The sequence below is a fragment of the Pseudomonas sp. PB105 genome (genome assembly GCF_009764655.1).
In the GTDB taxonomy this organism is placed as follows: domain Bacteria; phylum Pseudomonadota; class Gammaproteobacteria; order Pseudomonadales; family Pseudomonadaceae; genus Aquipseudomonas; species Aquipseudomonas cyclaminis.
On record NZ_RWIO01000015.1, the window covers coordinates 112,081 to 129,929 of the forward strand.

At 61.3% G+C, this 17,849-nt stretch carries 15 protein-coding genes; 6 read left to right on the forward strand and 9 right to left on the reverse strand.

Annotation, left to right across the window (positions count from 1 at the left end; translation table 11 throughout):
* Nucleotides 1-27 precede the first annotated feature (27 nt).
* The gene (gene yrfG, locus EJD88_RS02555; RefSeq protein ID WP_099584420.1) at nt 28-690 is read right to left on the reverse strand and encodes a GMP/IMP nucleotidase; all 663 of its coding nucleotides are present in this window, start codon (nt 688-690) and stop codon (nt 28-30) included.
* 87 nt (nt 691-777) lie between these two features.
* Here yrfG and nudE point away from each other — a divergent pair, with 87 nt between their 5' ends.
* Both nudE and cysQ read left to right on the forward strand, forming a co-directional pair.
* The gene (nudE, locus tag EJD88_RS02560; RefSeq protein WP_158876642.1) at nt 778-1,344 is read left to right on the forward strand and encodes an ADP compounds hydrolase NudE; all 567 of its coding nucleotides are present in this window, start codon (nt 778-780) and stop codon (nt 1,342-1,344) included.
* Nucleotides 1,341-2,177: a 3'(2'),5'-bisphosphate nucleotidase CysQ gene (cysQ, locus tag EJD88_RS02565; protein WP_158876645.1), complete on the forward strand. Its 837-nt coding sequence runs from the start codon at nt 1,341-1,343 to the stop codon at nt 2,175-2,177. The genes nudE and cysQ overlap by 4 nt, the downstream gene beginning before the upstream one ends.
* Nucleotides 2,178-2,242: 65 nt before the next feature.
* Here the strand turns inward: cysQ and EJD88_RS02570 are convergent, their stop codons facing one another.
* Genes EJD88_RS02570 through rfbB form a run of 7 tightly spaced genes read right to left on the reverse strand, consistent with a single transcriptional unit; the run spans nt 2,243 to nt 9,305 of the window.
* Complete coding sequence (locus EJD88_RS02570) at nt 2,243-2,698, reverse strand: YiiD C-terminal domain-containing protein (protein ID WP_099584423.1); 456 nt, start codon at nt 2,696-2,698, stop codon at nt 2,243-2,245.
* A 26-nt stretch (nt 2,699-2,724) separates the two neighbouring features.
* Entirely contained in the window at nt 2,725-4,101 is a 1,377-nt protein-coding gene (locus EJD88_RS02575) for a sigma-54 dependent transcriptional regulator (RefSeq protein ID WP_099584424.1), read from the reverse strand.
* Entirely contained in the window at nt 4,098-5,906 is a 1,809-nt protein-coding gene (locus tag EJD88_RS02580) for an ATP-binding protein (protein WP_099584425.1), read from the reverse strand. Before EJD88_RS02580 ends, EJD88_RS02575 begins: the two co-directional genes overlap by 4 nt.
* 36 nt (nt 5,907-5,942) lie before the next feature.
* Entirely contained in the window at nt 5,943-6,812 is an 870-nt protein-coding gene (gene rfbD, locus EJD88_RS02585; protein WP_158876647.1) for a dTDP-4-dehydrorhamnose reductase, read from the reverse strand.
* A complete protein-coding gene (rfbC, locus tag EJD88_RS02590) occupies nt 6,809-7,354 on the reverse strand; it encodes a dTDP-4-dehydrorhamnose 3,5-epimerase (RefSeq protein WP_112192959.1) in 546 nt (181 codons plus the stop codon). The genes rfbD and rfbC overlap by 4 nt, the downstream gene beginning before the upstream one ends.
* Nucleotides 7,351-8,226 carry a glucose-1-phosphate thymidylyltransferase RfbA gene (rfbA, locus tag EJD88_RS02595; RefSeq protein WP_099584428.1) on the reverse strand — a complete coding sequence of 292 codons (876 nt, stop codon included), beginning with the start codon at nt 8,224-8,226 and terminating at the stop codon, nt 7,351-7,353. Before rfbA ends, rfbC begins: the two co-directional genes overlap by 4 nt.
* Complete coding sequence (rfbB, locus tag EJD88_RS02600) at nt 8,223-9,305, reverse strand: dTDP-glucose 4,6-dehydratase (protein ID WP_158876650.1); 1,083 nt, start codon at nt 9,303-9,305, stop codon at nt 8,223-8,225. The genes rfbA and rfbB overlap by 4 nt, the downstream gene beginning before the upstream one ends.
* Nucleotides 9,306-9,452: 147 nt before the next feature.
* Between rfbB and EJD88_RS02605 the strand changes: the two genes are divergently transcribed.
* The 3 genes from EJD88_RS02605 to EJD88_RS02615 all read left to right on the forward strand — a co-directional run bounded on the left by EJD88_RS02605 (nt 9,453) and on the right by EJD88_RS02615 (nt 14,032).
* Entirely contained in the window at nt 9,453-12,353 is a 2,901-nt protein-coding gene (locus EJD88_RS02605) for an aminotransferase (protein WP_158876653.1), read from the forward strand.
* Nucleotides 12,354-12,475: 122 nt separating this feature from the next.
* The gene (gene aguA / locus EJD88_RS02610; RefSeq protein WP_158876656.1) at nt 12,476-13,582 is read left to right on the forward strand and encodes an agmatine deiminase; all 1,107 of its coding nucleotides are present in this window, start codon (nt 12,476-12,478) and stop codon (nt 13,580-13,582) included.
* Nucleotides 13,583-13,816: 234 nt separating this feature from the next.
* Entirely contained in the window at nt 13,817-14,032 is a 216-nt protein-coding gene (locus tag EJD88_RS02615) for a hypothetical protein (RefSeq protein ID WP_099584432.1), read from the forward strand.
* Nucleotides 14,033-14,064: 32 nt separating this feature from the next.
* On the opposite strand, the gene EJD88_RS02620 is transcribed toward EJD88_RS02615, so the two are convergent.
* Complete coding sequence (locus tag EJD88_RS02620) at nt 14,065-16,134, reverse strand: TonB-dependent siderophore receptor (RefSeq protein ID WP_158876658.1); 2,070 nt, start codon at nt 16,132-16,134, stop codon at nt 14,065-14,067.
* 411 nt (nt 16,135-16,545) lie between these two features.
* Between EJD88_RS02620 and EJD88_RS02625 the strand changes: the two genes are divergently transcribed.
* Nucleotides 16,546-17,838: an OprD family porin gene (locus EJD88_RS02625; protein ID WP_099584434.1), complete on the forward strand. Its 1,293-nt coding sequence runs from the start codon at nt 16,546-16,548 to the stop codon at nt 17,836-17,838.
* Nucleotides 17,839-17,849: the final 11 nt, after the last annotated feature.

Sequence of the window (17,849 nt, forward strand, 5' to 3'; positions counted from 1 at the left end):
AGGGGCTTGCCCCCTCCCACATTGGGTTCAGAGTCCCGCAATGAGGTCGCGGTAGTCCTCTACTGCTGCAAACTCCGCCGTGTCCTTGGGGCCTTTTTTACTGTCCGGCTCTTTTACCGCCAGCAGATGCCCTACACCAAAATCCCTGGCGCTACGCAGGATCGGCAAGGTGTCGTCGATAAACAGGCTGCGCGAAGGATCAAACTGGATGTCAGCGTGCAGGGCATCCCAGAATTGCGGGTTTTCCTTGGCAAAACCGTAATCATGGGAGCTGATCAATCGCTCGAAATACGGCGCCAGTTCAATGCGTTCCAGCTTCAATGACAGCGAATCACGATGGGCGTTGGTGATCAGGATCACACGCTTGCCGGCCTGTTTGATCGCGGCCAGAAAGGTGTCGGCATCCGCGCGCAAGGCGATCAAATGGGCGGTTTCCAGCTTGAGCTCGCGCACCGGGATCTTCAGTTCCGCGCTCCAGAAATCCAGGCAATACCATTGCAACTGTCCGGCGTTACGCTCGAACAGTGGCAGCAATTCCATCTCGGCCATGGCCCGGCTCACCCCATGCAACTCGGCGTAACGCTGGGGCAGGTGTTCCATCCAGAAGTGGTTGTCGTAATGCAGATCCAGCAAGGTGCCGTCCATGTCCAGCAGGACGGTGTCGATGGCGTGCCAGGGCAAAGAGGGCATGGGGCGTTCTCATGTAAGTAAAGATATCCGACACAGACAATCGGAAAAGCCACGGTATAGTAACCCGATCACGCCAAGGAGCCGCTTATGCGCCAGAAACCCACCGTCCTCGCCCGCGAAATAGTCGCCAGTAGCCGTTTGTTCCGCGTGGAGGAAGTGCAATTGCGCTTTTCCAATGGCGTTGAACGGACCTACGAGCGCCTGGTGGGGCGTGGTGCCGGCTACGGCGCGGTGATGATCGTGGCAATGATCGACGAAGATCATGCCTTGCTGGTGGAAGAGTACTGCGGCGGTACCGACGAATATGAGTTGTCCTTGCCCAAGGGCCTGATCGAACCGGGCGAAGACGTGCTGGCGGCGGCAGACCGTGAGCTCAAGGAAGAAGCCGGCTACGGCGCGCGACAGTTGGAACACATTACCGAGCTGTCGCTGTCGCCTGGTTATATGAGCCAGAAAATCCAGGTGGTGCTGGCCACCGATCTTTATGAAGAGCGCCTGCAAGGCGATGAGCCCGAGCCGATGCGCGTGGACCGGGTCAACCTGCGCGAGCTGTCGCAGTTGGCGCAAAACGAGCAATTCAGTGAAGGTCGCGCCTTGGCGGCGTTGTACCTGGTACGAGACCTGTTGATCCAGCGTGGAGCGTTTAGCGCATGAGCGAACTGTTTTTAGGCCACTCGTTTATCGCCCCCGTGATCGAACTGGCTCGCCAGGCGGGAGAAGTCATCCTGCCGTACTGGCGCGCCGATGTGGCGGTGACCTCCAAGGCCGACGATTCGCCGGTGACGGCAGCAGATCTCGCCGCCCACCATCTGATTCTCGCTGGCCTTACCGCGCTGGACCCAAGTATCCCGGTGCTGTCCGAAGAGGACGCCGATATCGACCAGAGCGTGCGCGCCGGCTGGACGCGTTGGTGGCTGGTGGATCCGCTGGACGGCACCAAGGAATTTATCGCTGGCAGTGAAGAGTTCACCGTCAATATCGCCCTGATTGAACACGGGCGCGTGGTGTTCGGTGTGGTGTCGATGCCTACCAGTGGCCGTTGCTACTTTGGCGGTGCGGGGTTGGGCGCCTGGCGCTCCGATGTGAACGACGCACCCAAACAGATCCAGGTGCGCGCAGCGCCAGCGGTGGGTGAGGCGTTTACCGTGGTTGCCAGCCGTCGACATACCAGCCCCGAGCAGGAACGTTTGCTGGATGGGTTGAGCGCTGGCGTGGGTGAGTTGAAGTTGGCGAATATCGGCAGCTCGTTGAAGTTCTGCCTGCTGGCCGAAGGCAGTGCCGATTGCTACCCACGCCTGGCGCCAACGTCGCAGTGGGATACGGCGGCGGCTCAGGGCGTGCTGGAAGGCGCGGGAGGCGAGGTGCTGGAGTTGAGTGGTGAGCCGTTCAGCTACCCGGCGCGAGAATCGTTGCTGAACCCGTTTTTCCTGGCACTGCCGGCGAAGGCCGCGTGGCGTGAGCACTTGCTGACCTTGGCAAGATCTTAAAACCACCGCAGATCAAAATGTGGGAGGGGGCAAACCCCTCCCACATTTTTTTTGTGTATTGGCTTCTAGCGGTGCAGGACGTATTGGCCGGTGAAGGCCACTGCGTGTTCCTCATCGCCCTCATTCACAATCCACGTCTCCAGCGCCAAGCGCGCCCGGCCGTAGCGCTTGTAGGTCGCCAAGAAGCGCTTCCACACTTTCTCCTCCGGCGCCGCGCACACAGCGGTCGCATCCCGCGTCACTGGCAGTGGATAACTGATCTGCCCTTCCTGAATCACGATATGCCCGTCTTCAACCCCTTCCTCGCGCAGTTGCAGGTGCAGCCAGCCCCAACCGGCCAGCACCGCGCCGCAGTAGAGGCTCCCGCCGAACATGGTGCTCTTGTGGTTGATATTGGCTTGCAGGGGCAGGTGCAGCCGCAGTTGCCCGCCTTGCCAGTCGAGCACCTTGAGGCCCATTTCACGGGTCAGGGGGATGTCGTGGTGCAGGACGGATTCCAGGTAACGGCTGTCGCGGCTCATGGGGGCCTCTTGGTGGGTGGGCAGGGTCATTCGTCGTCAGCGCTTTGGTTGGCGAAGTTCAGGCCGTGCTTGCGCAGTTTGTCGTGCAAGGTCTTGCGCGGCACGCCGAGGGCTTCTGCGAGGCTGCGCATGGAGCTGTGGGGGCGGGTCAGTTCGGCGGCGATCAGGCTTTTCTCGAACTGCTCGACTTGCTCGCTCAAGCCGCCTGGCGTTGAAGTCAGCACATTGCTGGCGGTATTGTCCGGCGTGCTGTCGAGTGCCAGTTCCAAGCCCAGCGCAAAGCGCTCGGCGGCGTTCTGCAATTCCCGCACATTGCCCGGCCAGTTGTGACGCAACAACAGTGCGCGTTGGCCCGGCTGCAGCTCGTGCAACGTCAGGCCGTGGCGGCTGCTGGCTTCGTCGGCGAAGTGCTGGAACAGCATCAACGCATCTTCACCGCGCTCGCGCAGCGGCGGAATGCGCAACGGCGCGACGTTGAGACGGTAATACAAGTCGGCGCGGAAACGGCCCTGGTCGGCGGACTGGCGCAGGTCTTCCTTGGTGGCGGCGATGATACGGATATCCAGCGGGATCAGTTGATTGCCGCCCAGGCGTTCTACTACGCGCTCCTGCAACAGGCGCAGCAGTTTGACCTGTACATCCAGGCTCATGCTTTCAATTTCATCGAGGAACAAGGTGCCGCCGTTGGCAAATTCGAACTTGCCGATGCGGCGTTTCTGCGCCCCGGTAAAGGCGCCGGGTTCGTGGCCGAACAGTTCGCTTTCCACCACCGATTCCGCCAGGGCACCGGCGTTGATCGCCACAAACGGGCCGCTGCGGCGGCTCGACAGGTCGTGCAGTGCACGGGCCACAACTTCTTTGCCGGCGCCGGTTTCACCCAGGATCAGCACGTCGGCCTTGGTCGCCGCCAGTGCGCCGATCTGCTCGCGCAGCCGCAGCATCTGTGGCGAGTGGCCTACCAGGCGCGTGCTCAGTTGCTGGCGGTCGCTGAGGGCCAGACGCAGACTGCGGTTGTCCAGTACCAGGCGGCGCAGGGCCAGAGCGCGACGTACGCTGTCGAGCAGCGAATCGCTGGCAAAGGGTTTTTCAAGGAAGTCATAGGCGCCGGCGCGCATGGCCTGTACCGCCAGCGGCACGTCGCCGTGGCCGGTGATCAGCAGCACCGGCAGGTCGGGGTCCTGGCCGTGGAGTTCAGCCAGCAGTTCCAGGCCGTCCATGCCGGGCATGCGGATGTCGCTGACCACGACGCCCGGCCAGTCCCGCGACAGGCGCGCGGTGAGGCCGGTGGCTTCGCCCAGGGTCAGGACTTTCAGCCCGGCCAGGTCCAGGGTCTGGCACAGGGCCTGACGCAGGTGCGGATCGTCGTCGATCAACACCACCTGAATCTGGTTATCGATACTCATACACTGCGGTCCTCGGACGGTTGCAGACTGACGCCCGGCGAGCCGGCACGCAATTTCAGGGTTAACAGCGCGCCACCTTCCTTGTGGTTGGCGAACGACAGTTCGCCGCCAAAGGCACGCATCAGGGTCTCACAGATCGCCAGGCCCAACCCCAGGCCCTGGGTGCGGGTCTTGGTGGTGTAAAACGGCTCGCTGGCGCGGCCCAGCGCTTCCATGCAAAACCCTGGGCCATTGTCGCGGATGTACAGGTTGACGCCCTGCGCGGTGGTTTCGGCACTCAGCCAGAGTCTGCGCGGTGGGCCTTTTTCGGTGAGGGCGTCGAGGGCGTTGGCCAGCAGGTTGCCCAGCACTTGGCGCAGACGGGTTTCGCCGGCCTGCACCCACAGCGTTGCTTCCGGCAGATCACGGATCAGCTCCACTTCCATCGACCGCCGCCGCTTGGCCAACAGCGCGAGTGCGTCGTCCAGCGCCGGTTGCAGGGCCACGCTCTCCGGGGCATGCCGGTCGCGTCGGGCGAAGGCACGCAGGTGGGCAATGATCGAGGCCATGCGCCCGGTCAGTTCGCTGATCAACTTGAGGTTGCCCCGCGCATCGGCGGTGCGTTCATGGTCCAGCAGGATCTCGGCGTTTTCCGCGTAGCTTCGAATCGCGGCCAGGGGCTGATTGAGTTCGTGGCTGATACTCGCCGACATGGTACCCAACGCCGACAGCTTGCCCGCTTGCACCAGATCATCCTGGGCGCGCACCAGTTCCTGCTGGGCGTGTTCGCGCTCCAGCACTTCTTGTTTGAGCCGCCGGTTCAGGCCTTCCAGGTCGCTGGTCCGTTCGACCACTCGGGCTTCCAGCTCGCGACGCGCCTTGGCTTCAAACGCGATGCGATCCAGGTAATGGCGGCGTCGTTGCATCATCAAACCGAGCAGCAACATCAGCACCAGTAACGTGGCGCCGCCCACCGCAACCACCGTGCGCACCGGGCGGCTGATCAAGGATTGCGGCGCGAGGATTTCCACATTCCAGCCGGTCTCGGCGATGGCCGTGGATTGGCGCAGCCACGCGGTGCTGCTCAGGCTCAGCGGCTGTGGGTCGCGGGTCGGGTAGGGCTGGATCGCAATGATCGCCTGGCGTTCTTCGTCAGTCAGTGGCCGAGTGGCACGGAACCGCCATTGCGGGCGCGAGGTGAGGATCACCACGCCGTTGTGGTCGGTGACCAGCAGTTGTTCAGGCGTGTTGCCCCACAGGCTTTCGGTGTGGTCCAGGTCGACCTTGACCACCAGCACGCCGATGATTTTGTCACCCTCGCGCACGGCGGCGGCGAAGAAGTAACCGCGTTTGGCCGACGTAGTCCCCAGGCCGAAAAACCGCCCCAGGCGCCCGGCCATGGCTTCGCTGAAGTAGGGGCGGAACGAGAAGTTGCGCCCGACGAAACTGTCCTGTTTATCCCAGTTCGAGGCGGCGAGGGTCTTGCCGGTGGTGTCCATCAGGTACATCACTTCCACCCCGGCCTGGGCGGCGACGTCCTTGAGCAGCAGGTTGGCGTTGACCTGGTGGCTGCTGACGTTCGGCGCCTCCAGCACGGTGCGCAGGGCGGGCAAGTCGCCCAAGATCTGTGGCAGCACTTCATAGCGGTGCAGGGTGCCCAGCAGGTTGGCGACGTACAGGTCGAGGGTCTGGCGGTTCTGCCCGGCCAGTTCGCTGCGGTAGTAGCGCTCGGCCAAGTGCTCCAACGGCCACAGCAGCGGTGCCAGGCACAACGCCAGCAGGGCGAGGCTGCGCCAGCGGGGTCTTCGCGGAAGGGATGGAGTCATGGGAGTCGTGCGCCTGTGGGTACAGGCGCATTATGCCTAGTGCTGCTGTGCAAGACACTCGCGCAATGCGTCTTGCCAGTGTGGCTGGCTGACGTGCCACTGTTGCTGCAGGCGGCGGCAATCGAGGCGCGAGTTCAGTGGGCGCCTGGCGGGCGTCGGGTAGGCGCTGGAGGGGATCGCCTCAAGTTCAGCACACTGTTTCCCTTCGGCGCGCAGGTGCTCGCCAATCGCCTGGGCGAAGCCGAACCACGACGTCTCACCTTGGGCCGTCAGGTGATAGACGCCCCATTCGCCGGTCTCGCCGGCCTGCCAACGCTCGATCAATGCGCGGGTGCTGCCGGCAATGGTACCGGCCCATGTTGGCGCGCCAATCTGGTCAGCCACGATGCGCATCTGCGGTTTCTCTTGCAGCAGACGTTGCATGGTCAGCAGGAAATTCTTGCCCGTGTTGGAGTAGACCCAGCTGGTGCGCAGAATCAGGTATTCGCCGCCCACCGCTGCAATCGCCTGCTCGCCCTCCAGCTTGCTCTGGCCGTACACGCCCAATGGGTTCGGCGTGTCGACCTCGGTGTAGGGCGCAGCCTTGCTGCCGTCGAACACGTAGTCGGTGGAGTAGTGAATCAGCGGAATGCCCAGGGCCTTGGCTTCCTCGGCGAGGATGCCGGGGGCGATGGCGTTGATGGCGAAGGCGGCGTCCGGTTCGCTTTCGGCCTGATCGACCGCCGTGTGGGCGGCGGCGTTGATGATCAGGTCGGGGCGATGGGCGCGGGTTTGCTCGCGGATCTGCTGCGGTTTGGCCAGGTCGAGCTGCTCGCGGCCGAGCACAATCAGTTCGCCCAGCCCCTGAAGGCGCTGTTGCAGTGCCTGGGAGACTTGGCCACGTTGGCCGGTAATCAGAATCTTCATGGGAACAGATCGGCCTCCATCAGCAGTTTGCCCGCCTGGTCCTTGGCGGACAGTTGGGGCGGCTCGGTCAGCTCCCAGTCGATAGCCAGCGTCGGGTCATTCCACAGGATGCTGCGCTCGGCGCTCGGTTGGTAGTAGTCGGTGGTCTTGTACAGGAACTCGGCGTAGTCGCTCAGCACTACAAACCCATGGGCAAACCCTTCCGGCACCCACAACTGGCGGTGGTTTTGCGCCGACAGGCGTACGCCCACCCACTGGCGGAAGTTCGGCGAGCTGCGGCGAATGTCCACCGCGACATCGAGCACTTCGCCCGCCGTGACCCGCACCAGTTTGCCTTGGGTGTGCTCCAGTTGGTAATGCAGGCCCCGCAGCACGTTTTTTTGCGAGCGCGAGTGGTTGTCTTGCACAAACTCGCGCTTGAGCCCGGTGGCCTCGGCAAAGGCCCGGGCGTTGAAGCTTTCGTAGAAAAAACCGCGTTCGTCACCGAACACTTTTGGTTCGAGGATCAAGACGCCGGGAAGCGATGTATCGACGACATTCACTGGTTGTCTCCCGCCAGGGAATACAGGTACTGGCCATAACCGGTCTTGCCGAAGTATTTGGCGCGTTCGAGCAGGTGTTCGCGGTCGATCCAGCCGTTGCCATAGGCGATTTCTTCAAGGCACGCCACTTTGAGGCCCTGGCGCCGCTCGATGGTCTGCACGTACTGCGAGGCGTCGAGCAAACTGTCGTGGGTGCCGGTATCCAGCCAGGCGAAACCCCGACCAAAGCGCTCCACCTGCAAGTCACCGCGCTTGAGGTAAGCGTTGTTGACGTCGGTGATTTCCAGTTCACCTCGGGCGGAGGGTTTGACCGCCTTGGCGATGTTGATCACGTCATTGTCGTAGAAATACAGGCCGGTGACGGCATAGCTGGATTTCGGCACGGCGGGTTTTTCTTCGATGGACAGGGCGCGACCTTCGCTGTCGAAGTCGATCACGCCGAAGCGCTCCGGATCTCTGACCCAATAGCCAAACACCGTGGCGCCTTTGCCGCGATTCACCGCCGCATGCAACTGCTCGCTGAAGCGCTGGCCGTGGAAAATGTTGTCGCCCAGAATCAGGCATACGGGGTCGTTGCCGATGAACTGCTCGCCAATCAGGAAGGCTTGCGCCAGCCCGTCCGGCTTCGGTTGCTCGGCGTAGCTGAAGGTCACGCCAAACTGGCTGCCGTCACCCAGCAGGTTGCGGTATTGCGGTAAGTCCGCCGGGGTGGAAATCACCAGGATCTCCTTGATGCCGGCCAGCATCAGTACCGAGATCGGGTAGTAGATCATCGGCTTGTCGTAGACCGGCAGCAGTTGTTTGGAGACACCCAGCGTGATGGGGTGCAGGCGCGTGCCGGAGCCGCCGGCCAATACGATTCCTTTCATCATGCGATCAGATCCCTCATGTCGGTGTTGCCCAATCGTTCACCCTGATAACTGCCATCCTGGACCCTTCGGCACCATTCCAGGTTATCGAGGTACCACTGCACGGTTTTGCGCAGCCCGGTTTCAAAGGTTTCTTCGGGTACCCAGCCCAGCTCGCGCTCGATTTTGCTGGCGTCGATCGCGTAGCGTTGGTCGTGGCCTGGACGGTCTTTCACGAACGTGATCAGGTCGGTGTAGTGCTCGACACCCTGCGGGTGTCGGGGTGCCAATTCCTCCAGCAAGTGGCAGATGCTGCGCACGACGTCGATGTTCTTTTGCTCGTTGTGGCCGCCGATGTTGTACGTCTCGCCGACCGCGCCGTGCGTCACGACGGTGAGCAGCGCACGCGCATGGTCCTCTACAAACAACCAGTCGCGCACTTGCAAACCATCACCATAGACCGGCAACGGCTTGCCCGCGAGGGCGTTGAGGATCACCAGCGGGATAAGCTTTTCAGGAAAGTGGAAGGGGCCGTAGTTGTTCGAGCAGTTGGTCAGCAGCACGGGCAGACCGTAGGTGCGCTGCCAGGCGCGGACCAGGTGGTCGGACGCGGCTTTGCTGGCCGAGTAGGGCGAGCTGGGCGCGTAGGGCGTGGTTTCGGTAAACAGATCGTCCACGCCGTGGAGGTCGCCGTAGACCTCATCGGTCGAGATATGGTGGAAGCGAAACGCGCTCTTGTCCGGCCCGGACAGTGTTTGCCAGTAGCCTCGTGCAGCTTCCAGCAGGCTGTAGGTGCCGACGATATTGGTCTGGATAAAATCCGACGGACCGTCAATCGAACGGTCGACGTGGGATTCAGCGGCCAGGTGCATGATCGCGTGGGGCTCGAAGCGCGCGAGCACGGCGCTGACGGTGGCCTGGTCGATGATGTCGGCCTGGACAAACTCATAGCGGCTATCGGACGCGATGCTGGTCAGCGATTCCAGATTGCCGGCGTAGGTGAGTTTGTCGAGGTTGAGCACTTCATGCTCGGTGTGCTGAATCAGGTGACGTATCAAAGCAGAACCGATAAAACCGGCGCCACCGGTAATGAGAATGCGCATGACGGGGGCCCTTTTTCCTTAGACGGACGTTCAGTGAGTGGAGCATAGCGGGTGTTATGGCGCTGGTCAGGGCGGTCTGTGTGTGGGGGTTGCGCAAGCCCCCCGAACAATGGCGATATACACGTCTAAAAAATTGAGGCCACCCCCATGCTGCTCGCCACGTTGATCCACCGTGCCAGTCTACCCTGCCCGCAAGTAGGCCCCGATCAGGCGGCTCAACTCCTTGCGCAGCATTACGGCCTTAGTGGCACGTTGCAGTCACTGGGCAGCCAGCAAGACCTCAATTACAAAGTCGACAGCTCCCGTGGCCGGTTTGTTCTCAAAATCTGCCGGGGCGACTACGCGGCGGTGGAGTTGCATGCTCAGCACGCGGCCCTCAACACATTGCAGGGCGTGCGCGTGCCCAAGGTCATCAAGGCACTGAGCGGTGAGGAGCTGCTGACCGTGACGCTCGACGGCCAGACCCTGCACCTGCGGTTGCTGGACTACATCGACGGTCAGCCGTTGACCCATCTGCCGCATCTGGGGCGCGATGTGATTGCAGGCTTCGGTGACCTGTGCGGTCGCATGAGCCTCGCGTTGGCTGGCTTCACCCACCCTGGCCTGGAACGCACACTGCAATGGGACCCGCGCCATGCCAGTGAACTGATCACCCACCTGTCGGCCACCCTGGAAAACCTACCCCACCGGGCCGCGCTGGAACAGATCGCCGAACAGGTTGAAGCGCGCATCCGCCCCTTGGCCGAGCGCCTGCCGTGGCAGGCCGTGCACATGGACATCACTGACGACAATGTGGTGTGGCAACGCGATGCCCAGCGGCATTGGCAACTTCAGGGCGTTATCGATTTCGGCGACCTGGTGCACACCTGGCGCATTGCCGACCTGTCGGTGACCTGCGCCGCCCTGTTGCACCATGCCGAGGGCGACCCGTTTGCGATCCTGCCGGCGGTCCAGGCGTGTCATGCGGTTACGCCGCTGCAACGTGAGGAATTGCAGGCGCTGTGGCCGCTGATCGTCGCCCGTGCGGCAGTGCTGGTGCTGAGCAGCGAACAGCAGCAGCGCCTGGATCCGGATAACGCCTACCTGTTGAAAAACGCCGAACACGAGTGGGAAATTTTCCATGTAGCGACGTCGGTGCCATTTGAACTGATGGCGGCTGCGATTCTCAGCAGTGTTGGCGAGACGCTGGCGCCGATTGCCAGCGAGGACTTCGCCCCGTTGCTCCCCGGTCTGGTGGGGCGGGAGTTTGCGCTGATCGACCTGGGCGTGCTCAGTCCGCATTTCGAGGCGGGCAATTGGGAAACGCCAGGGGTTGACCGTCGGTTATTGGATGAAGCCGCAACCGTGCATGGGTTGGCGGCCAGTCGGTATGGGCAATATCGGCTGTCGCGTACCTGCCCGGACAGCGCCGCCGAGCCAGACACTTTCGCGCTCCATGTAGAGCTGCATTTGCCCCATGGCACGTTGCTGGAAGTGCCTTTTGCCGGGACGCTGCATCAGGGCGGCGATGGCCTTGTGAGTGTGCGAGGCGTCGAGCTGAGCGTACGGCTTTGGGGAGTGAACACTTCATTGAAGCCGGGCTCGTTGCTGGTAAAGGGGCAGGTCCTGGGCGAGGTTCATGCGCCGCTGACCGTGCAACTGTGCCGTGCCGAACTCGAACCGCCGCTGTTTTGCACGCCGTCTCGCGCCTTGGCCTGGCAAGCCTTGTGCCCATCGCCCGCCGCCTTGCTGGGGCTGGCGTGCGATGCCGAACCGGAGCTGGACCCTCACGCGCTGCTGGCCCGCCGTGACGCCAGTTTTGCCCGGTCGCAAAAACACTATTACGTCGATCCGCCACGCATCGAACGCGGCTGGCGCAACCACCTGATCGACATGCAGGGCCGGTCCTACCTGGACATGCTCAATAACGTCGCGGTGCTGGGCCATGGCCACCCACGCATGGCGGCGGTGGCGGCGCGGCAATGGTCGCTGCTCAATACCAACTCGCGGTTTCACTATGCCGCAATTGCCGAGTTTTCCGAGCGCTTGCTGGCGTTGGCGCCGGCGGGCATGGACCGGGTGTTCCTGGTCAACAGCGGCACCGAGGCCAACGACCTGGCCATCCGCCTGGCCTGGGCTTACAGCGGCGGGCGCGACATGCTCAGTGTGCTGGAGGCTTATCACGGCTGGTCGGTGGCGGCGGATGCGGTGTCCACCTCGATCGCCGACAACCCCCAGGCGCTGAGCAGCCGCCCGGACTGGGTGCACCCGGTGACCGCGCCGAATACCTATCGCGGTGAATTCCGTGGGCAGGACAGTGCCCCAGACTACGTACGAAGCGTGGAACACAACCTGGCGAAAATCGCCGCAAGCAAACGTCAGTTGGCCGGGTTTATCTGTGAGCCGGTGTACGGCAATGCCGGTGGCATCTCCCTGCCGCCGGGTTATTTGCAGCAGGTGTACGGGTTGGTTCGCGCCCAGGGCGGCGTGTGCATCGCCGATGAAGTGCAGGTGGGTTACGGCCGCATGGGGCATTTCTTCTGGGGCTTTGAAGAGCAGGGCGTGGTGCCCGACATCATTACCATGGCCAAGGGCATGGGTAACGGCCAGCCACTCGGCGCAGTGATCACCCGTCGCGATATCGCCGAGGCACTGGAGGCTGAAGGGTATTTCTTCTCGTCGTCAGGGGGCAGCCCGGTGAGTTGCCGCATCGGCATGGCGGTGCTGGACGTGATGGAAGAAGAAAAGTTGTGGGAAAACGCCCAAGAGGTAGGCGGGCATTTCAAGGCGCGCTTGGAAGCACTCATTGATCGCCACCCCTTGGTGGGCGCGGTTCACGGTTCCGGTTTTTATCTGGGCCTGGAGTTGGTGCGCGATCGGCAAACCCTGGAGCCAGCGACTGAAGAGACTGCGCTGCTGTGCGACCGTCTGCGCGAGTTGGGGATTTTCATGCAACCGACCGGTGACTACCTGAACATCCTCAAAATCAAGCCGCCGATGGTGACGTCTAAACGGAGCGTGGACTTTTTTGTCGACATGCTGTCGAAGGTGCTCGATGAACACGTGTGATTAATCGATTGTTATCGGTTATTCCCTGTCATATTTATAGATCATGCTGTTTGATTGCTTTTAAAGCCGATTTTTATCCGTTATAAAGTCGGCCTCTACCCCCATTCGGAGCCCTGATCGCCATGACCACCCTGCACAGCACACCCCGCGCCGATGGCTTCCACATGCCCGCCGAATGGGCGCCACAGACGCAAACGTGGATGGTCTGGCCCGAGCGCCCGGACAACTGGCGTCTGGGTGGTAAACCGGCGCAGGCGGCGCACGTGGCGGTGGCCAAGGCCATTGCACGGTTTGAACCGGTGACCGTGGCGGTTTCTGCCGGCCAGTACGAAAACGCCCGCGCCCGTTTGGACGTGCCGAATATTCGTGTGGTGGAAATGTCCAGCGACGACGCTTGGGTACGCGACACCGGCCCGACGTTCGTGATCAACAACAGCGGCGAAGTGCGCGGCGTGAACTGGGATTTCAACGCCTGGGGCGGTTTTGATGGCGGGCTGTACTCGCCGTGGAATCGCGACTCACAGGTGGGCGGCAAGATCCTCGAAATCGAACGTGCGCCGCGTTACCGCACCGAAGGTTTTGTTCTGGAAGGCGGTTCGATTCATGTCGACGGCGAAGGCACGCTGATCACCACCGAAGAATGCCTGCTCAACCGCAATCGCAACCCGCACCTCGACCGCGCCCAGATTGAAGCGGTGCTGAGTGCCAACCTGGCTGTGGATAAGATCATCTGGCTGCCGGATGGCCTGTTCAACGACGAAACCGACGGCCATGTGGATAACTTCTGCTGCTACGTGCGCCCTGGCGAAGTGTTGCTGGCCTGGACCGACGATGTGCAAGACCCGAACCACGCACGCTGCCACGCGGCCATGGACGTGCTGCAAAGCAACACCGACGCCCAGGGCCGCCCGTTTACAGTGCATAAAATGCCGATCCCGGGGCCGCTGTACGCCACGCAGGAAGAATGCGCAGGTGTCGATCCGGTGGACGGCACCCAGGAACGCAACCCGACCGTGCGGTTGGCCGGTTCCTACGTCAACTTCCTGATCGTCAACGGCGGCATCATCGCGCCAAGTTTCGACGACCCGCTGGACAGCGAAGCCAAGGTCATCCTGCAGAACCTGTTTCCGCAACACGAAGTGGTGATGGTGCCCGGCCGTGAACTGTTACTGGGCGGCGGCAATATCCACTGCCTGACCCAACAGCAACCGGCCCCGCACAAAAACTGAGTGCAGTTGTAACAGCGCCTTTCCAGAAGTGAGGCGCTACTCGGTATCAGCGCCCACAGCAAGCCCCCGGCCCCGTAAGGCCGGGGGCTTTTTTGTGTCTATCTGCCTGTAGATACGCCACATTGGCATAGCTCTTGTATCGGTGTTGCCACAGTGGCCCAAGGTGATGACTGCACGGTTCTGTCATAAACCTTGAGTAAGTTAGCCGCTCAAGCAGTAGGAGAGAGCGCTGAAATGAACGCCGATATCAACCCGATGTACACGCGCACCTTCCACCCTTCACGGGTTAACAACGACACGATCCATGCGCTGGGGCAATGGTTGAAGGAACACGGCACGCGGCAGGCCCGGCAGCAGCCGGATCTGCGCAGCGTGATGAGTGAACGCTACCCGGTGGGGCTGTTCAGTGAGGATGAAGTGCACGCGTTGTGTGAGTTGATGTGTAACTGAAGGACACTCAAAGCCAAATGTGGGAGCGGGCTTTAGAAACTGTAAGTGCCCGTTACCACCAGGTTACGTGGCTCGCCCGGCTGAATCTGCGCCACGCTAGTCGCCGATTCGTAGTAAGTCTTATCGGCGATGTTGTTCAGCGCCGCCCGTACATCCCATTCCTTATGGCGGAACCCGACCAGTCCATCCCAAGTACCGTAACCGGGTAGGACCACGGTGTTGAGGTTGTCAGCGTAACGGTCGCCCACCAGCGTCAGGCCGGTTTCCGCGTACCAGCCCATTTCCGGTTTCCAGGTGATAAACAGGCTCGCATTGCGCTTGGCCACATCGCTGACGCGTTTGCCCTCAAAGCCGTTGTTGTCCTTCTCGACCTTGGCATCCTGCACGCCGATACCGCCGCGTACAGACCAGTTGCCGACGATCTTGCCGGTGGCGGTCAGCTCCACGCCACGCGAGCGTTGCAGGCCACTGAGCAGGGTGATGGTACGGTCCAGCGGGTCGCTGGTGCGGCGGTTGTAGAGTTCCAGTTCGTACACCGCCAGAGTGGTGCTCAAGCGGTCGTCGAGCCAGTCGCTTTTCACGCCGATTTCTTTCTGCTTGGTCATCTCGGGGCTCAGGTCGTTGACGCTGCCGGCGGCGTTCGGGGTGATGCCGATCAAACCGCCACCAGCCGGAGAGAAGGTCTTGCTCCATGACGCATAAAACGAGTGGTGTTCCAGAGGCGTCCACACCAGGCCGAAACGTGGGCTGGCCTTGCGGCTGTCGACCTCCTGCTGAATATGGGTCAGCTTGTTTTTGGTGCTCACTTCAAACATGTCGTAACGCACGCCGGCCAGCACTTGCCACTGATCATTCAGGCGCAATTGGTCCTGGACGTAAATGGCGCGGCTTTCGACTTCGGTGTGGTTGTTGCTCGACACGTTCATGCGCCCGGTGTGGCTCAGATGACGATTCGGCTGGTTGAGGTCAAGCGACGGTACGGTCGGGCCAGCACTGTACAGCTTCGGATCGCGACGTTGACTGCCCAGCTCAAGGCCGGTGAGCAGGCGGTGTTCCAGGCCGTAGGTGCTGAAGCTGCCTTCGAGCTCGACGTTGTTGAAAATGTTAAGGGTGGTCAGGTCCTGTTGCCAGCGTTGGCGCGTCACGCTGTTGTTCAAACGGTTGTAGGCGGTTTGGTAGGTGTTGTCGAAATCGCTGTCGAGCTTGAACACGCCGAGGGTCTGGCGCAGTTGCCAGTTGTCGTTGAGCTCATAGGTCAGCTTGGAGCGCAGGGACTGGGTTTTGTCGTCGATGTAGTCGCGGCCGTCGCCGTAGGTGGTGCTGCGGCTCACATCCGCCGGGCGCCCGTTGACGCCGGGCACGCCGCGATCCGGCGTGCGGTTGTAGCGGCTGTATTCGTATTGCACCAGCCAGTTCAGGTCAGGCGTGAGCTGCCAGCTCATGGACGGCGCAAACAGTTGGCGACTACCGCTGATGTCATCGCGAAAGCTGTTGTTGTCCTGGTTGCCCATGTTCAGGCGCAGGCTGATGTTGTCGGTGGGGTCAGTGCTCAGGTCCGCATACAGACTGCGCATATCATTGCTGCCGCCCTGTGCCTCGATGCTCGACTTATGCCCGGCCGTTGGCAGCTTGCTCACGCGGTTGACGATCCCTCCCTGACCGCCTCGCCCGTAAAGCACTGCCGCCGGCCCTTTGAGCACTTCGATACGCTCGATGTTATGCAGATCGCGCACGTATTGGCTGTCGTCGCGAATGCCGTCCAGGTAGAAGTCATTGCTCGCGTCAAAACCACGGATGCGCACACTGTCGAAGCGCGTATCGGCGCCGCTGCTCACGTTGGGGATGCCGCTCAACGCCTGGCCCAGGTCGTTGGTGCCGTAGGAACGCAGGCTTTCGGTCTTCACCGAATCAATGGCCTGGGGCACATAACGCACCGCAGTGGCGGTGCGTGTCGCAGTGCTGGTTTCCTTGACACGCGGGTCGTCCTCGTCAGCTTCCGCGCTGATCGAGGTTTCGGGCAAGGTGGTGGCCGCACAGGCAAAACCGGCAGACAACAGAACAGAGAGCCCAAGAGTGATGGGCGTCAGGCGAGGGGCAGGCATGGGGAAATGTATCCAAAGTGTTTGGGAGGAAAAGCGCGCTAATGGTAATGCTTTGCATTTGCGCGCGTTATCTATTACCAAACGTATCGGCTTTGAAATATGTTGCGAGATGTGTTTTTTGACGATGCACGACAGATTTCTTGTCGTTTTCAGAAAGGTCGTAGGCCGTTGCTTAGAATTATTTCGCCTAAATACAGACGATTCACGAAATTGACACATAGTTCAACGCGCGACTAGGATTGCGTCCAACGCCTGTGGCTAACCGCCATGACTCATCCAATAAGAAAAGGCCCGCGCCATGTTAAGTCGTCCGCGGGCTTTCTTTTTTTCGGAGAAAGTCGACACCAGAAAATACGACATGGAGCCTGGTGTCACTGCGCGTACTCAACCAGAAATAAGGAATACAAGAAAATGTTGAAGCAACGGATGAGTCTGATCGCTCTGGGGATTTTGAGCGCATCGGCAGCAATGGCAAACGACCAGGAGCAATCCAAGGGTTTCGTTGAAGACAGCCACCTGAACATCGCTGCACGTAACGCTTACATCAGCCGTGACTACAAAAACGGCAAGCAAGACAAAGCCGAATGGGGCCAGGGCTTCATCGGCAAGTTCGAGTCCGGCTTCACCCAAGGCACTGTCGGTGTAGGTGTGGATGTGATCGGTCAATACGCGATTCGTCTGGACGGCGGCAAAGGCCGCAGCGGCGCGGGCGGTATCGACTTCTTCAAGAAAGGCGCCAGCGGCGCAGCAGCCGACGACCTGTCCAAAGGCGGCGCGGCGGTGAAGTTCCGCGTGTCGAACACCGTGCTCAAGTACGGCGATCAAATGCCGGCCGTGCCTGTGCTGCAGTACGACAACTCGCGTCTGTTGTCGGAAACCTACACCGGCACCTCGATCGTTTCCAAAGAGATCGAAGGTCTGCAACTGGATGCAGGTCGCTTCACCAAGGAAGCTCGCAAAAGTGCTGAAGGCACCGACAGCGGCAACCTGAAAAACATCAGCTACCTGGGCGGCAGCTACAAGTTCACCGAAAGCCTGTCCGCTGCGCTGTACGCGTCCGACATGGAAGACGTGCTGAAGAAGCAATACGTCAACGTGAACTACGTACTGGCCCTGCCAGAAAAGCAGTCGCTGACGTTTGACTTCAATGGCTACAAAACCAAGCTGGACAAGAGCTTTGCCTCGCAGCGCGGTGATGAAGACGCCCGCGACAACAAAATCTGGAGCCTCGGCGCCACCTGGGCTGTCGGCCCGCACACCTTCACCCTGGCCCACCAGCGCAGCACCGGCGACACCGGCTACCTGTACGGCGGCTATCGCGACAACACCCGCGACACCGGCATCGGCGACGGTGGCAACACCATCCTGCTGGCCAACTCCTACTGGTCCGACTTCAACGGCAAGGACGAGCGTTCGTGGCAAGCCGCGTACGGTATCGACTTCACCACCTTCGGTGTGCCTGGCTTGAGCTACAACGTGGCCTACGTGCGCGGTACCAACATTGACGACGGCAGCGGCCGCGGCAATGGCACCGAGCGTGAAATCTTCAACCAGTTCAAATACGTCGTTCAAAGCGGCCCGGCTAAAGACTTGAGCCTGCGTGCTCGCGCCTCGTGGTTGCGCGTTTCCAACAACGCCAGCAACTACAACGTTGGTGGTAACGAACTGCGTCTGTTCGCCGACTACCCGATCAACGTTTTCTAAGTGATCGCACG